At 30.5% G+C, this 19,766-nt stretch carries 20 protein-coding genes; all 20 read right to left on the bottom strand.

Annotated elements, in window-relative coordinates; all coding sequences use genetic code 11:
• Positions 1-2: 2 nt before the first annotated feature.
• The 20 genes from WBG30_RS14625 to gatB all read right to left on the bottom strand — a co-directional run bounded on the left by WBG30_RS14625 (position 3) and on the right by gatB (position 19,493).
• Positions 3-533, bottom strand: a complete 531-nt coding sequence (locus WBG30_RS14625; protein ID WP_424505389.1) for a DUF116 domain-containing protein — start codon at positions 531-533, stop codon at positions 3-5.
• A gap of 155 nt (positions 534-688) precedes the next feature.
• Entirely contained in the window at positions 689-1,801 is a 1,113-nt protein-coding gene (dnaN, locus tag WBG30_RS14630) for a DNA polymerase III subunit beta (RefSeq protein WP_424505390.1), read from the bottom strand.
• A 105-nt stretch (positions 1,802-1,906) separates the two neighbouring features.
• Positions 1,907-2,734, bottom strand: a complete 828-nt coding sequence (locus WBG30_RS14635) for a sigma-70 family RNA polymerase sigma factor (protein WP_424505391.1) — start codon at positions 2,732-2,734, stop codon at positions 1,907-1,909.
• A gap of 19 nt (positions 2,735-2,753) precedes the next feature.
• Entirely contained in the window at positions 2,754-3,752 is a 999-nt protein-coding gene (locus WBG30_RS14640) for an NAD(P)H-dependent glycerol-3-phosphate dehydrogenase (RefSeq protein ID WP_424505392.1), read from the bottom strand.
• Positions 3,753-3,800: 48 nt separating this feature from the next.
• The gene (plsY, locus tag WBG30_RS14645) at positions 3,801-4,412 is read right to left on the bottom strand and encodes a glycerol-3-phosphate 1-O-acyltransferase PlsY (RefSeq protein ID WP_424505393.1); all 612 of its coding nucleotides are present in this window, start codon (positions 4,410-4,412) and stop codon (positions 3,801-3,803) included.
• 27 nt (positions 4,413-4,439) lie between these two features.
• Entirely contained in the window at positions 4,440-5,795 is a 1,356-nt protein-coding gene (gene rlmD, locus WBG30_RS14650) for a 23S rRNA (uracil(1939)-C(5))-methyltransferase RlmD (RefSeq protein WP_424505394.1), read from the bottom strand.
• A 95-nt stretch (positions 5,796-5,890) separates the two neighbouring features.
• Positions 5,891-6,178, bottom strand: a complete 288-nt coding sequence (locus WBG30_RS14655; RefSeq protein WP_424505395.1) for a hypothetical protein — start codon at positions 6,176-6,178, stop codon at positions 5,891-5,893.
• Positions 6,175-7,116, bottom strand: coding sequence for a 16S rRNA (cytosine(1402)-N(4))-methyltransferase RsmH (rsmH, locus tag WBG30_RS14660; protein WP_424505396.1), 942 nt, complete (start codon positions 7,114-7,116; stop codon positions 6,175-6,177). Before rsmH ends, WBG30_RS14655 begins: the two co-directional genes overlap by 4 nt.
• Before the next feature lie 132 nt (positions 7,117-7,248).
• Positions 7,249-7,515, bottom strand: coding sequence for a YggT family protein (locus WBG30_RS14665; RefSeq protein ID WP_424505397.1), 267 nt, complete (start codon positions 7,513-7,515; stop codon positions 7,249-7,251).
• Between the two features lie 12 nt (positions 7,516-7,527).
• Positions 7,528-8,085 carry a CDP-diacylglycerol--glycerol-3-phosphate 3-phosphatidyltransferase gene (gene pgsA, locus WBG30_RS14670; RefSeq protein WP_424505428.1) on the bottom strand — a complete coding sequence of 186 codons (558 nt, stop codon included), beginning with the start codon at positions 8,083-8,085 and terminating at the stop codon, positions 7,528-7,530.
• Between the two features lie 24 nt (positions 8,086-8,109).
• The gene (gene rimO / locus WBG30_RS14675) at positions 8,110-9,450 is read right to left on the bottom strand and encodes a 30S ribosomal protein S12 methylthiotransferase RimO (protein ID WP_424505398.1); all 1,341 of its coding nucleotides are present in this window, start codon (positions 9,448-9,450) and stop codon (positions 8,110-8,112) included.
• Between the two features lie 219 nt (positions 9,451-9,669).
• Complete coding sequence (gene accB / locus WBG30_RS14680; RefSeq protein WP_424505399.1) at positions 9,670-10,125, bottom strand: acetyl-CoA carboxylase biotin carboxyl carrier protein; 456 nt, start codon at positions 10,123-10,125, stop codon at positions 9,670-9,672.
• Between the two features lie 78 nt (positions 10,126-10,203).
• On the bottom strand, positions 10,204-10,650 hold the full coding sequence (locus tag WBG30_RS14685) for an ACT domain-containing protein (protein WP_424505400.1): 447 nt from the start codon (positions 10,648-10,650) through the stop codon (positions 10,204-10,206).
• Positions 10,651-10,667: 17 nt separating this feature from the next.
• Positions 10,668-11,516: a bifunctional methylenetetrahydrofolate dehydrogenase/methenyltetrahydrofolate cyclohydrolase FolD gene (folD, locus tag WBG30_RS14690; protein ID WP_424505401.1), complete on the bottom strand. Its 849-nt coding sequence runs from the start codon at positions 11,514-11,516 to the stop codon at positions 10,668-10,670.
• Positions 11,517-11,543: 27 nt separating this feature from the next.
• Entirely contained in the window at positions 11,544-12,191 is a 648-nt protein-coding gene (locus WBG30_RS14695; protein ID WP_424505402.1) for a redox-sensing transcriptional repressor Rex, read from the bottom strand.
• A 10-nt stretch (positions 12,192-12,201) separates the two neighbouring features.
• Positions 12,202-13,155, bottom strand: a complete 954-nt coding sequence (gene fmt, locus WBG30_RS14700; RefSeq protein WP_424505403.1) for a methionyl-tRNA formyltransferase — start codon at positions 13,153-13,155, stop codon at positions 12,202-12,204.
• A 50-nt stretch (positions 13,156-13,205) separates the two neighbouring features.
• Positions 13,206-13,718, bottom strand: coding sequence for a peptide deformylase (gene def, locus WBG30_RS14705; protein WP_424505404.1), 513 nt, complete (start codon positions 13,716-13,718; stop codon positions 13,206-13,208).
• Positions 13,719-13,728: 10 nt separating this feature from the next.
• Complete coding sequence (gene priA / locus WBG30_RS14710; protein WP_424505405.1) at positions 13,729-15,870, bottom strand: replication restart helicase PriA; 2,142 nt, start codon at positions 15,868-15,870, stop codon at positions 13,729-13,731.
• A 7-nt stretch (positions 15,871-15,877) separates the two neighbouring features.
• Positions 15,878-17,893: a penicillin-binding transpeptidase domain-containing protein gene (locus WBG30_RS14715; RefSeq protein WP_424505406.1), complete on the bottom strand. Its 2,016-nt coding sequence runs from the start codon at positions 17,891-17,893 to the stop codon at positions 15,878-15,880.
• Positions 17,894-18,047: 154 nt separating this feature from the next.
• Positions 18,048-19,493, bottom strand: coding sequence for an Asp-tRNA(Asn)/Glu-tRNA(Gln) amidotransferase subunit GatB (gene gatB / locus WBG30_RS14720; RefSeq protein WP_424505407.1), 1,446 nt, complete (start codon positions 19,491-19,493; stop codon positions 18,048-18,050).
• Positions 19,494-19,766 lie beyond the last annotated feature (273 nt).

Consider the following 19,766-nt stretch of genomic DNA (forward strand, 5'->3'; position numbering starts at 1 on the left):
TCCTATTTTAATTTTTTCAATACATTTTCAATTTCTTGAATTGAAAGATCGGTATTAAAACATGGTCCATTTATTTTTTTATTGAATACACCATACACAGACATTGGAAAAGCGTCGTAGATTCCTGCTACCAAATCTCTTTCACAGGCTACAGCTATTACAAGTTTTGGTTTAGTTTCCTTTAAAAACTTACGAGCTAATGTTCCACCAGTAGCAATCTTAGCTTTCACTCCATATTTTCTTTGTAATTCTAGAATATTTCCTACTTTACACATCCCACATTCCTTACAATTTTCTACCCTAGATGTCACCTTCAACGGACATTCATAATTTTGAATACAATGAGGGAGTAAGATCGATACTTGATTTGCAGATACATCTTTACATCGTTTTAATACAACACTGTTATTAAAACGAATAAATACCTTAGAGATCTTGCTGTTTTCGATTTCCTCTTTAGAAAATTTTCTAGCTATTATCACTAGAAGATAAAATAGGAGATATATCAACCTTAAAATAACTATTTTCAACATATTATCTTCTCCATTAGGTCTACAATAAAAACCTTTGTAAACCTTATTTATTCAAGGGATTCTTACATATTGTACCCCTAATTAGTATATCATATTAAAATTACACCGTCAAAAAAAGCTCAAGTTTTAACCAAAACTTGAGCTTTCTTATATTTTTAATCTTTTAATGCTAAAGGCATTACCAAATATTTAAAATTCTTTTCATTTTCTATCTTTAATTCTACTGCACCACAAGATGTCGAAAGACTTAATAAAACATTTTTCCCCTTTTCTATAAAAGAAAGATAATCTAGTAAAAACTTCACGTTTAGAGATATTTTTAGATCTTCCCCATCTTTTTTTATTCCAATAGTCTCATTGATCTTAGCTACTTCAGATATACCACTTACCTCTAGTAACTCATCTTTAAATTCAAATATCCCACTATTTTTAGATTCTGCATTATTTCTAACAAATATTTGAACCCTCTTAAGAACATTTTTAAATTCCGCTGAATCTATTAAAACTTCTTTTGTATATCCTGTTGCATTTAATATTCCGTCATAGTCTGGAAACGGCAAATCAATAACCCTCGTTAATATTTCAGTTTCTCCTACCATAAATTTAACTTGATTTCCTTCATATGCAAAAGTTATATCTTCAACTTTTTTTGATGCTAAAATTTTTATCATTGCTTCTACACTTTTTAGTGGTAGACTAACTTTTAGTGATCCATCTAGATCTACTTTTTCAGTTATATAAACCAATCTATAGGTATCAGTTGAAATTAATTTTAACATCCCATTTTCTAATTCCATTCTCAAACAATTTATTGATATATTATCTGTCGTTTGAGAAGCAGCAAACTTTGATTTTTCTAATAAGTTCACAAAAAGTTCTATAGGTAATTTATACTCTTCACCACCTTGAAAGCCTCTAATTTTTGGATATTCAGAAGCATCAAAGACAGAAAATTCAGAAGATGAATCTTCAGTTTCTATCAAAAGAATTTCATTATCTATACTAAGAGTTATTTCCATATCATTAATTTCTTTTAAATATTCTTCTACCAATTGATGAGAAAACACTAGGTTCCCACCCTTAATTACTTCTCCTTCCATCTTAGATGTAACTGTCAACTCTAAATTTGTTCCTTTTAAAATTATAGTAGTGTCATCAGCCTCCATATATACCCCTGAGATAATAGGTCTTATTTTATTTTCAGTGATAGCCTTGCTCACTGTTCTTAAAGTTTTTAAAAATTCTTGTCTATTCACTTTTATTTTCAATTGCTACCTCCCTATCTTTTAAACTTTATTTTCAATTTTAATTTATTCTACCACATCTACCACTAAAATTAAAGATTCCCCACCGAAAAAGGAGGGGAACTTATATTATTTAAATAAATAAGGCTTTAATTCTTCACTAAACCGTGTTTTAAGTTTTAATAAAGTTTTTTTCTCAATTTGTCGAACTCTTTCTCTTGTGATATTAAATGTCTTACCTATCTCTTCTAAAGTGTGAATATCATACCCGTCTATCCCATATCTTAACTTCACTATCTCTTTTTCACGAGGTTTAAGAGCATCTAGCATCTTGGTTATCTCTTCCTTACCTATTTCTCTTAAAACTTGATTTTCAAGTGACTGTTCCTCAGGTTGACTTATGGTATCTTCTAAGAAAATATCTTCCCCTATGGATGCATTTAAAGACATCAGATCTTGAAATTCTAACATTACTTTTTGAATTTTACCCTCTGGTATATCTAAACCTTTTGATATTTGATTAAAATCAGGATATTTACTGGTTTCCATCACATGATTCATAATATATTTATTTATCTTATTCAACATATCATACTTATAAGATGGTATCCTAATTTCACGTCCCTTACTAATAATAGACTTAGTTATAGATTGTTTAATCCACCAAACTGCATAAGTTGAAAATCTAAATCCTTTTTCCACATCAAATTTTTTAATAGCATGAATAAGCCCAAAATTACCTTCACTAATAAGATCTATTAAACCTAATCCTTTTCTAGTATATTTTTTAGCAACATTTACTACCAATCGTAAATTAGATAGAATTAATTTTTCCTTTGATTCTTCACAACCATTTTTGGCTGCTATAAGTAGTTTTAATTCTTCTTCCTTTGTCAAAATTTCATACTGCCTAATATCTTTTAAATATAAAGATACCAAATCTTTTGTCCTCTCCATAGTCTCATCATCCTTAGTTTTAAAATTCTCTCTTTAAGTCTCGAGTCATCAATTCTTTTACCATTTCAGTTGCTAATTTATCTTCATATAATACCTTGTATACACCTTCTAATATTGGCATTGACACCTTCTTCTTTTGAGCTAATTCGTAGACAGCTTTCACAGTCGGTACTCCTTCAGCTACCATTTCCATTTCATCTAAGATCTCTTGCAATTTCTTTCCTTCACCTAATTTTTGCCCAACATGTCTATTTCTACTATGAGTACTAGCACAAGTCACTATTAAGTCACCCATTCCACTAAGTCCTGAGAAAGTCTCAGCTTTAGCACCTAGAGCTTCTCCAAACCTTACCATTTCTGCTAAACCTCTAGTTATAAGTGCTGCCTTTGTATTGTCTCCAAAACCAATACCATCAGCAACTCCTGCAGCTATTGCAATACCATTTTTTACAGCACCGCCTAGTTCTACTCCGATAATATCATTACTTTCATATACTCTAAAACTTTCTGTATTAAATAATTTTTGGATTTTTCTAGCGCTATCAGATTCTCCTGCAGCTACTATTGTAGATGGAAGGTTTTTAGCCACTTCCTCTGCATGGGTAGGTCCAGACAAAATAACAATATTCTTGTGGAATTTTCCCAATATTTCGTCTTTAATCACCTGAGATAACCTCATCCCTGTGGAAATTTCTATCCCCTTGGCAGTATTAACAATTATTGTTTTTTCTGTCAATTGATTACTGACTTTACCTATAACGCTTCTCAATACTTGAGACGGTACAGACATGATAAGATATTCTACCTCATCTAATAGTCCTTCTGTCTCAGATGTTACCTTTAAAGTTTCTGGAAATTTAGCATTAGATAAAAACTTTTCATTTACTCTATTTTTTTGTAACAATTCTGCTCTCTCTTTGTTATAATCCCATAGAGTAACCTCATTTCCTTTCGACGCCATAATCCTAGCGAGAGCTGTCCCCCAAGAGCCTGCTCCCATCACTACAATTCTCCCCATAATTTACTCCTTTTTTTTAATCATTTAAAATATTTTTAATTATTAAAATTATTTTTTAGCTCCAAATTTATTTTCATTTCCATGAAGAAGTCTTTGGATATTGCTTCTATGTTTAAATATTACAAATATAGCTATCACAAGGGCAAATCCAAACATATTCCATTTACCTAACCCATTTTTTATAGGCATAAAAAGAACCAATATTGGAAATAAACCTGCTGCTGATACAGAAGCTAATGAAACATATTTAGTTGAAAATGCAATCAATAAAAATACAACAAGTAATATTAAAACCATATTTGGCACTAAGTATATAAATACTCCTAAACTAGTAGCAACACCCTTTCCACCTTTAAATTTTAAAAACATCGATAGAGTATGACCAACTATAGTTACCAGTCCTACCAAAATAAGTTTCCATCCATCCAGTCCAGATAAACTAGCCAGATAAACCGGTAGATATCCCTTTAGTACATCTGCCAAAAGAACAATTATTCCATATTGTAATCCTAATACCCTATAAGCATTAGTAGCACCAGTATTTTTACTCCCATGCTCCCTGATATCTATTCCTTTAAACTTTTTTCCTATAATTACACCTGTTGGAATAGACCCCATAAAATAAGCTACTATTAAAAAAATTATTAATTTAACCTCCATCTTACCTCCTAGATAATCTATTTATTTTTAATTCTTTGAAAACTTCCCTACTACCTCAATATGACTAGTATTTGGGAACATATCCATTGGACAAACTTTATTTAATTTATATCCTAACTTTTCTAATATTTGTGTATCTCTAGCAAATGTTGATGGATTACACGAAATATATACAACTTCTTTTATATCAGTTTCAGATAATTTTTCCAATATATTCTGTGCCACTCCTTTTCTAGGAGGGTCAAATATTACTGAATCTATTTGCTTCCCTGACTCTATCAATTCAATTAATTTTTCCTCAGCTTTACCATTTATAAATTCTATATTTTCTATATTATTTTCTTTACTAGTTTTTATTGCAGCTCTTGTAGCTGATTCTACCATCTCTATTGCATACACTTTGTTAGCATCCTTTGATAGGATCATAGCTATAGTCCCTGTTCCTGAATAAGCATCTACTATATTTTTATTTTTTATATCGTCAAAATAAGAGATAGCTTGTTTATATAACTTTTTAGTTTGCTCTATGTTGATTTGAAAAAATGATGTAGGAGATATATTAAACTCAATTCCATATAACTCTTCCTTTATATACTTTTCTCCAAATAGGTGGATATTTTGCTCACCCAAAGCGAAGTTTGTTCTTTTATTGTTAATAGAAACGTAAGCAGATTTAATCTTATCATTTTCATTATATAAAGTATTTAGAACATTTTCTATCTTTGAATCTACCTTTCCTTTAATAATAAGTACAACCATAGCTTCATTAAACGAAGTAGTTCTAACCATTATATGTCTTAGTATTCCTTTATGAGCTTTTTCGTTATATACACTTAATTTAGCTTCATTTAGGAGTTCTTTTATTCTTGTTATAATCTCGTTTGCTAATTTAGATTGAAGAATATTTTCTTCTACTTCAAAAACTTCATGTGATTTCTTTTTAAAGAACCCTGAAATTACCTTTCCTTTTTTACGTGCAAATGGCTCAATTACTTTATTTCTATAATTAAATTGCTCTTTTGCTCCTACAGTATCTAGTATTTCTACCTTCTCAAGATCTACCTTTCCTATTCCAGAAAGTACATCTTCTACCATAAGTTTTTTATACTTTAATTGCTCATTATATTTAAGCATAGCAAAGTCACATCCATGATGTTCTTCGAAACTTATTTTATCCCCTTCTATTCTATCTATACCAGGCGTTATTATTTTTTTTATAAGACCCCTTGCATAGGTTTTTTTAAACGAAATTATTTCGATTTCTAAAACATCACCAGGAACAGACATAGGCACGAAAACAGCTAAATCACCATAATATCCTAATCCTTCTCCACCAAAAATTATCTTATCTATTTTAATTTCTACTATAGTTCCTTTTTTCAATTTATACCCCTTTTTTATAACAATTTATAATTAAACCACTACTTACTTATAATACAACCTAAACTATTCAAAGTCAAGTTTCAAACCTTTTTATTTTAATTCGATACACTTTTCTTTATTTTAACATAGTTTATAGATTCAGAAACTTCCATTCCTATCTCTTCTTCGGCTCGTTTTTTCATCGTATTCAAGTCCATTTTTTCTATCAGTTTTATTTTTTCTCTAGATATATCCTTTTGAAGATTCAGATTATAAGTTTTTTGAATTTTAATTTCCTTACTTATTCTAACAGCCTCTATTGTATAGTGTAAACGTAATCCTTCCATAAAGATTAAAAAAATTATTGGTAATAAAATTATTAATATTTTCTTTCTCTTTCTCATAACTTTTCTATTACCCTCAATTTAGATGAATGTGATCTAGTGTTAAATTCTAATTCATCGGTATTTGGAATAATAGGTTTTCTTGTTATACGCTTAACTGTAGCTTTATGATTACATTGACAAACCAATAGATGCGATGGGCAGAGGCAATCTGTAGATAATTCTTTGAATTTTTGTTTTACGATTCTATCTTCTAATGAATGGAAGGTAATTATAGCTAATCTTCCCCCTGGTTTTAAAAGATTTACTGCTTTATCAATTACATTTTTAAGTACATCGAGCTCTTTATTAACTTCTATTCTTATAGCTTGGAAAGTTTTTTTAGCTGGATGCTTCTTAGGATGTCCTTTAATTGCTTTTTTTATTACTGCTACCAAATCTCCAGTAGTTTCGATAGCTTTTTCTGCTCTATTATAAACTATATATTTAGCAATCTTTCTAGCATACCTTTCTTCACCATATTCATATATAATCCTTGAAATTTCTTCCTCTTCATAATCATTTATAATTTCGTAAGCTGAGATTGGCATACTTTTATCCATTCTCATATCTAAACGAGTATTATATTTATATGAAAAACCTCTTTCAGGATCATCTAGCTGTTTAGAAGAAACTCCTATATCCATCATTATTCCATCTACTTTGTCATATCCTGCCATGTATACTACACTATCCATCTCTTGAAAGTTAGATTTAAATATTTTTACTTTATCGCCATATTTTTCTAGCCTTTTCCCTGCAAAATCAATTGCATTTTGATCCTGATCTATAGAGATCAATACACCTTTTCCTGAAAGTCTCTTCACTATTCCTTCTGAATGACCTCCTCCTCCTAGTGTACCGTCTACATATACACCATCTGTATTCGTAACTAAGTTATCTAAAGTTTCTTCATACAACACTGGTATATGATATTCACACTCTATCTCTTTATGCATTCTTCCTCCTACTTAACTTTTAATTTACTTTTGACTTTTAAGATCTGGCACATCTGTAAAGACAAAGAGTCTGCCCGCCTGTGGCGGGCAGACTTTATTAATTTTGTAGAGATAATTCATGAATTACCCCTACTATGAAATCATACTCAATATTCTAAAGATCAAATATTTTGCCAAACCTAATACATAATATGCCAATATTGGCGATAGATCTAATCTAGCACCACCTAAAGGAATCATTACTCTAAATGGTCTTAATATTGGTTCTGTAACCGTATAGATCAATTCAATAAATTCATTCCTACTATTAGGAGCGATCCATGACAATATAATTCTTAATAAAATTAAAACCTTTAATATTTCTACCGCATAACTCACTATTTTGTATATAAAAATCATCTATTCCTCCATTTATTCCATATTCATAAAATAATGTTTCGCTTTCACTGAATAATCCCATCCTGACCATATAGTCAAAATTACAGAAGGTAACATTATCCAAACATTTAAATGAACTCCTATCAACTCTATTTTCGTTGCCCCTAATATCATTATCAATATTATTCCAACCATTTGAGCAGTTGTCTTATACTTACCTAGCTTCCCCGCCGGAATAACTTCCCCATTAGCAGCAGCTAGTGATCTGATTCCACTGATCAAAAATTCCCTTGCTAAAACTACTATAGATATCCATGAAGGTAAAAAACCAACTTCTACAAATACCACTAATGCTGATATAACTAATATTTTGTCTGCTAAGGGATCCATTAACTTCCCAAAATCTGTGATCATATTATTTTTTCTAGCTATATATCCATCTAAAAAATCTGTAATAGATGCTACCATAAACAATACTAAAGCTATCATTCTATATATAAACCCACCATCTCCATTAGATATTCCTAAAAAATAAATAAATGGAACCGCTAAAATTATTCTCGCCATGGTTAGTTTATTAGGCATATTCATACTCATCTTCACTCCTCCTAAAGATTAGTTAATTTCATTTGTTACTATAGGTCCTAACAGGTCATAATTAAAGTTTTGTTCTACTACCACTTTTACTATCTCCCCAGGTTTAGCAGTTCCGTCATTTGTCAATACTTTTCCATCTATCTCTAGAGCTTGCCCTCTCGTTCTTCCTTCTAGCATATATTCAGATTCATCAGATACACCATCTATCATTACTTCAATCTCTTTTCCTAGGAATGATCTGTTTTTTGCTTCTGCAATCTCAGCTTGAAGATTAGTAAGTTCTACCCATCTTCTATGTTTTGTATCTTCGTCTACTTGATTTTCCATATCGAAAGCTACAGTATCTTCCTCTCTCGAATATTTAAATACACCTATATAATCAAACTTAAACTCTTCTACAAATTCTTTTAATTCTTGGAAGTCATCTTCTGTTTCACCAGGGAATCCTACGATTAGAGATGTTCTGAATGTAGCATCAGGAATTTCTCTTCTAATCTTACGTAATAATTCTTTAGAAGCATCTCCTGATATTGCTCTTTTCATCCCTTGTAGTATAGAGTCAGATACATGTTGAATAGGGATATCAAAATAATTACATACCTTTTCTTCTGTTTTCATAACCTCTATAAGTTCTTCAGTTACTGAATTAGGAAACATATAATACGTTCTAATCCATTTTAATCCCTCTATCTTAGCTAATTCTCTCATTAGATCAGGTAAAGCTTTTTTCTTATATAGATCCAGTCCATATTCTGTTGTTTCTTGAGCTAATAAATTTATTTCTCTCACACCATTAGCGACTAAGTTCTTAGCTTCTACTATGATATCTTCGATAGTTCTACTACGAAGTTTTCCACGTAAACTAGGGATGATACAGTAAGTACATCTTCTATTACACCCTTCTGCTATTTTTAGATATGCAGTATGGGGAAAAGTCGTGATAATTCTATCAGTTTTGGCATTAGCTAAGAAATCTAAAGATTCACTTCTAACAACTCTTTTATCTGCATATATTTCATCTATTACTTCCTCTATTTTATCTACGTCACCAGTTCCTATTATAGCATCTATTTCTGGCATCTCTGCTAACAATTCATCTGCATATCTTTCTGCAAGGCATCCTGCTACAATTATCTTCTTTAATTTTCCATTTCTTTTATGCTCTGCTACGCCTAATATAGTAGTAATAGATTCCTCTTTTGCATCACCAATAAATCCACAAGTGTTTATAATACATAGATCTGCATCTTCTACCTCTGTAGTTAATTCAAACCCTCTTTTATTTACTAAGATTCCTAAATAATGCTCTGTGTCTACTAGGTTTTTACTGCAACCTAAAGTTATAACTGCTAATTTCATATTTTACTCCTACCTTATTTTTTTTGTTTAAAAACAATTTTTAGATCTTATCTTTCATATTTTTCTATCTTTGAATTATATCATATTTAACTAGGAATTACTATATTTTCGATCTTAAGATCCTATTGATTTAACATCCATTTTATAAAGGTTTTTAATTTTATTCTGCCACATAAAAAGATGAAAGACAGTCGCCTTTCACCTTTTCTATGGTTCTCTTTATACTTCTTCCATTAAGAATAGATCGGCTCCCTTAGTTACAGGCCCACCGTCAGTTAATATTACTTTTACTATCCTACATTTTTTTTCTGCTTTTACTTCATTCATAAGTTTCATAGCTTCTACGATACATAAAATATCTCCAGCTTCTACTAGTTGCCCTTCTTTTACAAATCTATCTGCATCTGGAGATGGTGAACCATAGTATGTTCCTACCATAGGTGATTTTATAGAATCGTAATTTTTATTTTCTACCTCTTTCGCCTTAGATTTTTTTGCTTTTTTAGGAGTTGATGCTACAACTCTTGGTTCTGCAATTACTTGCGTCACAACCTCTTTTTCAATCTCTCTTTTTAGAGAAACTTTAGTCCCTTCACTCTCTAAAGTTATTTCCTCTAGTCCATATTTTTCTATATTTTCAGATAATTCCTTTATGGCTTTAACATCTATTTTCATATTTCCCCCTACTATTCTGGGATAAGCACAAGGCATTACCCTTATATTTTTATTTTTTAACCTATTACAGAATAAGGTTTAATTATTTCCTATTATTCTTATCTCACTTACACCTGACTGCTCAGTTATTTTTTCTAACATTGTTTCTATATTTCTTAGTGTATCTGCACTAGTTTTAAGTGCTAAAGTTACTCTTGCAATTCCATCAATAGGTATGTTTTGAGTTATTGTAAGAATATTCACTCCTGAAACTGCTATTACATCTAATATTCTAGATAAAGTTCCTGGTTCATCATGAAGTGCCATATTTATATTAAATACCGTATCTTTCCCACTTTCAAAAAACGGTTTAATGAAATCTTTATATTTATAATATGTACTTCTACTTATTCCAACTCTTTTTATTGCTTCATACTTTGATATTCCTTCCTTTTGAACTATTTCATTCACCTTAATTACATTTTGAATCGAATTAGGTAATATTCTCTTATCAACTATAAAAAATTCTCTTGTTTCATTTCCCATATCTCCACCCCATTAGTTTATATTTTTTCCATTCTTGATTTTACTGTGTTTTTCATAAGCATTGCGATTGTCATCGGTCCTACTCCACCTGGTACAGGCGTTATCAATGATGTTTTTTTAGATACATTTTCATAGTCTACATCTCCACATAGTTTTCCTGAAGCATCTCTATTGATACCTACATCTATTACTACCGCTCCTTTTTTCACCATATCTTCTGTCAAAAACTTTTCTCTTCCTATAGCTACTATCACTATATCAGCATTTAGAGTTTTTTCTGATAAATTCTTTGTTCTACTATGACATATAGTTACAGTTGCGTTTGCTTTTGTTAACATAATTCCCAATGGTTTCCCTACTATATTACTTCTCCCTACTACCACTACATCTTTACCATTTAGATCTATTTCATATCTTTCTAATAACTCCATGATACCATATGGAGTACAAGATTTAAACCCATTTTTCCCTATAACTAATTTACCTAAGTTTATTGGATGAAATCCATCTACATCCTTCTCTGGTTTTATAGCTTCAATTATTTTATCTTCATCTATATGTTTTGGCAATGGTAATTGGACTAATATACCATCTATTTTCTCTTTATTATTTAATCCTTCTATTAATTTTAAAAGTTCTTCCTCTGTAATCTCTGCATCTAAAACATGTTTTTCAGAATACATACCCAATGCATTACATGTTTTTGCTTTTGAATTCACATAAACTTTGGAAGCAGGATTTTCTCCTACAATAATTACTGCTAGCCCTGGTGCTCTTTGTCCACTTTCAGTTATTTTCTCTATCTCTATTTTTATTTCTTCTTTTATATCTGCCGATACCTTTTTCCCATCAATTATTTTAGTCATTATTTATCAATTTCTCCTTTTAATAATTTAATTGTTATTCACTAATTGTTCCTTCCAATAATTTAATTCTTGTAATTTTGCATATAGATCTATATTTTGAACCGCTATATGATCTGGTACTTCTAAGTTTATTGGTGCAAAGTTTAAAATTGATTTTACTCCTGATTCTACCAATACTACAGCCATTTGTTGAGCTACTTTTTTAGGTACTGTTAATATTGCTACATCTACTCTATCTTTAGATTGTAAAAAATATGGAATTTCCTTTACATCTCTGATTTTAATTCCCTTCATTTCAGTTCCAATCTTAGTATCTGAATTATCAAATACCCCTATTATATTAAAACTTTCCTTTGTGAATTCAGGCTCTGATACCAATGCTCCCCCAAGTCTTCCTGCTCCTATAACTATTACATTATTTGTTTTGTGTACTCCTAATATTCTTTCAATATCACTGTAAAGAGTTCTAATTTGGTATCCTTTTCCTCTTATTCCAAATTCACCAAAATTAGATAAGTCTTTCCTAATTTGAGCTGCTGTAAAGCCCATTTTTACCGCTAATTCTTCTGACGATATATAATCTTCAGGTGATAAATTTTCTAAACATCTTAGATATTTAGTTAATCTCTCTATTACCCTTGAAGATATACCACTTCTTTTTTCTTTTATAATCACTTGTCTCCCCCTATAATTGAATTGCTTTCCTGCCTATACTAAATTTTTCCCCAATTTTAATGTAATTTCCATTTACTAAATCTGATCCAGTCATTTTCCTTTTGTTTTCTGGTTTTACACTTGTTATTATTAAACTCCCATCTAATACCTTTATAATTGGTCCCTTTCCTTTAACTAAATCTACAACTTCTCCAAGTTCTCCACCATAGACTCTATCATATTTTTCTACAAAATACACCTTGTATAATTTTTTATTACAAAATGAATATGCAGACGGAAATGGGTTTAATCCTCTCACGAAATTATATATCTTTTCCATAGAATGATCCCAATGAATTTCACATTCTTCTTTTTTGATAGGTTTAACAAAAGTCACTTTACTTTCATCTTGAGAAGTTCTAGTAGCGACTCCGCTTTCTATCAGACTTACAGCCTTTAATAAAGTTTCACTTCCTATAATTGCTAATCTGTCATGTAGGTCTTCTAAAGTATCCATTTCATCTATTGGTGTTTTAGCCTGTAATATTATATCTCCAGCATCTAATTCCTGTACTATATCCATTATAGTAACTCCACTTTCTTTTTCACCATTTATTATGGCAGCATGAATTGGAGCAGCGCCTCTATATTTAGGCAAAAGAGATGAATGAACATTGATTATTCCCTTTTTAGGAATATCTATCAATCCCTGTGGCAATATTTTACCATAAGCCACGACTACGATAAGATCAGGATTTAATTTCTTCACTAATTCTATAGTTTCCTCTGTCTTCACTGAATTAGGTTGGTATACAGTAATATCATTATCTAATCCATATTGTTTAATTGGGTTAAATTTTATTTTTTTTCCTCTGGTATTAGGTTTATCTACTTTAGTAAAAATACCAATAACATCATGATTTTCATCTAATGTTTTAAGTGAATTTAATGCAAATTCAGGTGTTCCCATAAATAATATTTTCAAATTAGTTCTCCTTTGTTACTATCTTTTCTTTTTTTCTAATAAAGAGAATCTTATTTCCCCATTTTTTTCAATGTTTCTTTTTTCATATTCAACAATTTTTTACTTACTAATCTTTTAGCCACAGGTGCTATTTTATCTACAAATAAAATACCTTCTAAATGGTCATTTTCATGTTGAAATGCACGAGCCCAAAGTTCTTCTAATTCTTCTTCTATACTTTCACCATTTTCATTTAAATATCTTACTTTTAAAGTTTCGGGTCTTTTTACTTTTTTATGTATTCCAGGAACACTAAGGCAACCCTCTTCGTGATCTATAGAAGATTTAGAATACTCTAGAAATTCAGGGTTTATTACCTTTCTAACCACCCCTTCTTCCGCTTCTACTACAAACATTCTAAGGTTAATCCCAACTTGAGGAGCAGCTAGCCCTATCCCACTTATATCCCTCATAGTCTCTATCATCCCGTCTAATATTCCTCTGATATCATCATTAATTTTTTCCACATTTTTACTTTTTTCCCTAAGTACAGGATCTCCGTATGTTCTTATTTCGTAAATCATCTTTCACCTCTTACATTAAATTTATAGGATCTACATCCACTGTTATTCTATATTTATTTTTTTTATCGCTACTTTTAAATTCTAGCACTGTTTCTGCTATATTCCCTTTTAACCGGTTTATCTCACTACGATTTCCCTTTATAAATATCTGACTTCTATAGTTCCCACCCATCTTATAGATTGGAGGGGCCATGGGCCCATACATCTCTAAAGTATCTTTTTTTATTTTTTTATAAAACTCATTACTATATTCTTCTAGTCCATCCTCTTCCTTAGAAGAGATAATAATATTTATTATTCGAGAAAATGGAGGATAACTGAGTATTTTTCTATTTTCTATCTCCTCTTCATAAAAACCTTCATAGTCGTTATTTATTATTTTTTGAATTACATAGTTATCAGGTTGGTATGTTTGGACTATAACTTCACCTTTTTTCTTAGCTCGGCCTGCACGGCCTGCTGCCTGACTCACCAATTGAAAAGTTTTTTCCCCAGCTCTAAAATCTGGAAAATTCAATATACTGTCCGAATTTATTATTCCTACAAGGGTCACTTCAGGAAAATGGAATCCTTTAGATATCATCTGCGTTCCCACCATTATATTGTATTTTTTGTTTAAAAAGTCAGAATATATCCTGTTATGAGAGTCTCTGGTCTTGGTTGTCTCCGAATCTACACGTAAAATAGGTAGATCAAAAAGTTCCTTTAACTCCGATTCCACTCTTTCGGTACCCTTGCCTGAAAACTCCAACGATTTTTCTCCACAGTTACTACAAACATTAGAATACCTTTTAGTATATTCACAATAATTACACTTATAAAGACCTTCTTTTTTATAATAACTAAGAGAAATAGAGCAATGAGGACAAGTCTCTATATGCCCACATTCATGACATTGAACAAAGGTCGAATACCCTTTTCTATTTAAGAGAAGCATTATCTGTTCATCTTTTCTCAGTCTTCCACCCATATATTCTATTAGATCTTCACTAAAAAAATCATTTTTTTCATCCTTCATGTTTACTAATTTCATATCTGGCTCAATTGCTTCTCCATATCTTTTCTTTAATTCTAATAATTGAAATATCCCTTGAGTAGCATGATAATAAGATTCGATAGATGGAGTAGCAGACCCTAGAAGAACCTTAGCCCCTTCTATCTCTGCTCTTTTTATAGCCACATATTTTGCATTATATCTAGGGTTACTATCTTGCTTATAAGTCCCCTCATGCTCCTCATCAATTATGATATATTTGAGATCTTTTACAGGAGCAAATATTGCAGATCGTACACCTAACACAACTCTTTTTTCACCAGAATAAATACTTTCCCATTCAGTAGCTCGTTCTTTTGCTGTTAGCCTACTGTGTAAAATTGCGATTTCATCAAATTCTTTTTTAAACCTATCTATCATTTGAGGCGTAAGAGAAATCTCAGGAACTAAGAATATAGCTCCTCCTTCATTTTCTAGTGCATCTTTTACAAGTTCGATATATACCTCTGTTTTTCCTGAACCAGTTATCCCTTTTAAAAGGTAATATTTTTTAGTACCTTCTAGTATTTTGTTTTTTACCTCTGTCTGTTCGGTAGTCAAGTGTGATTTTTTTCTATTGTATTTATATTTTATACTATTTTCCTTATTTTTTAAATACTTATTTTCTTTAATTGTATTTTTTTCTAATACAACTTGGGATTTTATGAACTTATCTAGTAGTTTTTTACCAAATTTTTGTACCATTGTAGTTTTAGCAGCTGTTTGTTTTTTAGTAATATATTCTATAAACCCTCTTTCATTTTCATCCATAGGTATAAAAGATTTATTAAAAATGATCTTCTTACTGTAAGAAATTTTTATATTTTTAGGTCTTGATACCCCAATAATATCTCCAAAGTTACAGAGGTAATAATTTTTTATCCACAAAAAAAGTAGTATTAATTCCTTTGAATAAGATACTTGTTCCATTACTTTTCCTGAAATTTCACTTATTTTAAATTTGTGGTCAAGAGATTTATCTTCGTACAAGATTACACCAACTTTTTTAGACCTCCTAAAATTAATCCATACATGATCTCCAATTTTATACTTTTTTTCTATATCTAAATAGGTGTAAAAACCATTTTCTACTCCCTCTACATACAGTACATAGTTCATAATATCACTACCTTAATTTTATCTTTATTTTTTTTATACTTTCAATTTTTGTTCCCGGTTTTGGGTATTGTTCTACTACTTGGCCTTTACCATCAATTACTATCTCTATCTTATATTTATTTGCTATCATTAGTGCTGACCTTACACCATTCCCTTTAAAATCAGGCAGAAAATCTATATCTAAATTTTCTGATAAAACATTTTTATAATTTTTTCCTTCTAAAATATCTACGTTTTCCGGTGTTATCCCTTTATATTTTAGTATTCTCTCCAAGGTATCTTTAAATACTGGAGCAGCTACCCAAGCACCAAATTTTTTCCAATAGCTTTCTGCATGAGGCTTTTCAAACATAATTAACATTATATATTTTGGGTTTTCTGATGGAAAAATCCCCATAAATGAAGACATATATTCGTGTTTAAGATACCCTCCATGACCACTTAGTTGTGCTGTACCAGTCTTTCCTCCAATGGAATAACCTAAGATCCCACCATTTCTACCAGTACCTTTTTCCACAGTTTCTTTGAGCATCTCTCGTATCTTTTTGGAAGTTTTTTCAGAAATAACCCTTCTTTTAGGGTTAGGTACATTCTTTCTTATCGTTACTCCTCCAGAAGTTTTTATGCTCTCTACTAAATAAGGCTCATAATATATTCCACCATTTACAGTAGTAGCCAAAGCTCCAATCATTTGGAGTGGTGTTATGGCTATCCCTTGCCCATAAGACATGGTATATTTCTTCATTCCATCCCATCTTTTATAAGGTAATTGTCTTGGAGCCAGTTCTCCAAATGTATCTATCCCTGTTCTCTCATACAAGTTAAAATTCTTTAAATATTTTTCAAATGTCGGTGGATTCAACTTTTCCGAAATCAACGACATCCCCACATTACTAGAAACTCTCATAACTGTTTGTGGGCTTATTTGGCCTACCCCATGGGAGTCACTATCTCTTATTTTATGACCATATCTCATGATATATCCATCTGGATTATCAAGTCTAGTATTGTCATTTATTACTCCTTCTTCATATGCTGCTGCCATGATTACAGGTTTAAATATCGATCCCATTTCATATTGGGATCTTATAGCTCTATTATTTAAATAAGCTATATTTTTTTCTCTTGGATAACTAGACATTGCCAATATTTTTCCAGTATTAGGTTCCATTATTATTCCCACGGCTGATTTAGGAGTTACTTTTTTAAATTGTTTTTGCATTTCATCATCTAATATATATTGGATATAATAATCTATAGTTAGCTGTACATTATTTCCATCTTTTTCTATAAAATCATTATTTTTTTTATCTGAAGGGAGGAGTAAATTCCTAAAATTAGTATAATATCCATTCTTTTCTATTTTATTCCTCTTTAGATACTTATCATAGTATCTTTCAATCCCATAAGCGCCTAATTTTCTTCTCTCTTCTCCAGAATAAGCCCCCATAAATCCAACTATCGGTGCTAACTCATGATAGGAAAAATATTTTCTTTGAGTTGAATGTTCGAAATATACTTCGTTGGCTTTAATCTTATATTTTGATAAGATCTTATCAATCTTACTTTTTTTAACCTCATCAATCTTATTCATTATTTTTATATACCTTTTATTCCTATAAAAATTTTCTTTTAGCTTTATTTTAAAATTTTTAACTGTAAAAGGCTGTATTTTTTTTAATGCCTTTACTATTTCATCTTTTTCTTTTAATTTATAAAATCTTTTTGGATCTATTATAACTTTATAGACATCTACATCATAAGCTAATTCCCTTCCTGTAGAGTCTAATATCTTTCCCCTTTTACCATTGAGGTAGTATTTACCATAACTTTGATCCTTTGCCAATTTTGTGAATTTCTCATGTTTTATCAACTGCACTTGAACCAGTCTTAAACCTAATAGACCAAAGAAAAGCACCATAATAAAAGAAAATAAATATGTTCTCTGATTAAATAATTCCATACCTTTGGATTTTTCTAGCACTAATCTAACTGTATTTCCAAATGAAAAAATTATTAACAAAGTGACTGCAACATTAATTTTATTGAGCAAAAAGAATAATATTATCAGAAAAATTATAAGTAAATTTATTATTCTTCTTCTTATCTTCCTTTTATTTTCCACCTATTCACCCCTTTTGTTGATATCAGAAAAAGAGCGAAATACCGCTCTTTTTTTATGATAATTTTTCTGTTAATATGTCCATAACCATCTTAGGATTTGCTTTCCCTTTAGACGCTTTCATTACTTGTCCCATAAGTCCCTTTATAACTCTTGGTTTTCTTCCTTCGTCAGCGACTTTATAGTCCTCTACTAATTTAGGATTATTTGTCACTACTTCTACTACCATAGTTTCTATCTCGCAAGTATCAGCTACCTGTGCCATTTTTTCCTCTTCCACTATTTTCATAGGAGATCTTTCATCATTTAATTTAATTTCAAATAATTTTTTAGCTATCTTACTTGATATAGCACCCTTCTCTATTAGTTTTATGATTTCTCCCAATTCCTTTGAATTGATAGAGAATTCTTCAATAGTTTTATTGTTATCCTTTAAAATTCTAAGTACTTCTGTTAAAATCCAGTTACAACTAAGTTTAGGATTATTAGAAGATAAAACTACCTTTTCAAAGTAATTAGCCAATTCAATACTACTAGATAATGTCTCAGCATCATTTTCACTAATCTTATAATCCGTTATAAATCTTGCTATCTTAACTACCTTAGATTCTGGCATCTCACTTTGTAATCTGTTTAATTGCTCATCTGTAATTACTATTCTTACTAAGTCTGGCTCAGGAAAAAATCTATAATCCATAGCTTCTTCCTTACTTCTCATCACTCTAGTTACTTGTGATTCTTCATCCCAAAGTCTAGTCTCTTGGTTGATTACCCCACCATTTTCTATTTCTTCTATCTGTCTACTGATCTCATAGTCAATAGCACGAGATACACCTTTAAATGAGTTTAAGTTTTTCACCTCTACCCTTGTCCCAAATTCTTTGGCTCCTTTATGCATTACAGATATGTTAGCATCACATCTAAGAGATCCTAATTCCATAGATACATCTGAAATTTTTGTGTATTTTAGTGCATCTCTTACTAAATTAAGATATTGGTAAGCTTCTCCTGAAGTTCTCATATCTGGTTCAGATACGATCTCGATAAGGGGCATAGATGCTCTATTGAAGTTTATAAAAGATTCTTCTCCTGCATGGATAGATTTTCCTGCATCTTCCTCTATATGTATTCTAGTAACTCCTATTCTCTTATCATCTCCATTAGATAACTTAATATCTATATGCCCACCTTCAGCGTATGGATGATCAAATTGAGTTATTTGATAGTTTTTAGGAGTATCTGGATAGAAATAATTTTTCCTATCAAATTTACTCTCTTTATTTATATCGCAATTTAATGCAAATCCTGCTTTGATTGCGTAATCTAACACTTTTTTATTAAGTTTTGGTAATGCTCCAGGATGTCCTAAACATATTGGACATGTGTGTGTATTTTCTACTGAGTTATCATAGTCACTACTACATCCACACCATACTTTTGTTTTTGTATCTAATTGGCAATGTATCTCTAGCCCAATTACTGATTCCCATTCTCTAACCATATATATTCTCCTTCTTTATTATTTTTATTACTTTTCTTATCCTCTCTTCTCTATCAATATTCATAATTATTAAGATCCATTTTTATAAAACCATTTGACACAGACTAAAATCTGACACTTGAATACAGATTTAGCCCTTCAACACTAAGAAAAGAGAGAAAGAGACTCCCAAAGTTTTTTTTGATTTTAAACCTAGAAATGATCTTTGTATGCTTTACATTTTATTTTTATTTTTTTGATAATTGGTGACTAAATCTTTAATTATTTCAATTA

Source organism: Psychrilyobacter sp., assembly GCF_049671765.1.
Classification (GTDB): domain Bacteria; phylum Fusobacteriota; class Fusobacteriia; order Fusobacteriales; family Fusobacteriaceae; genus Psychrilyobacter.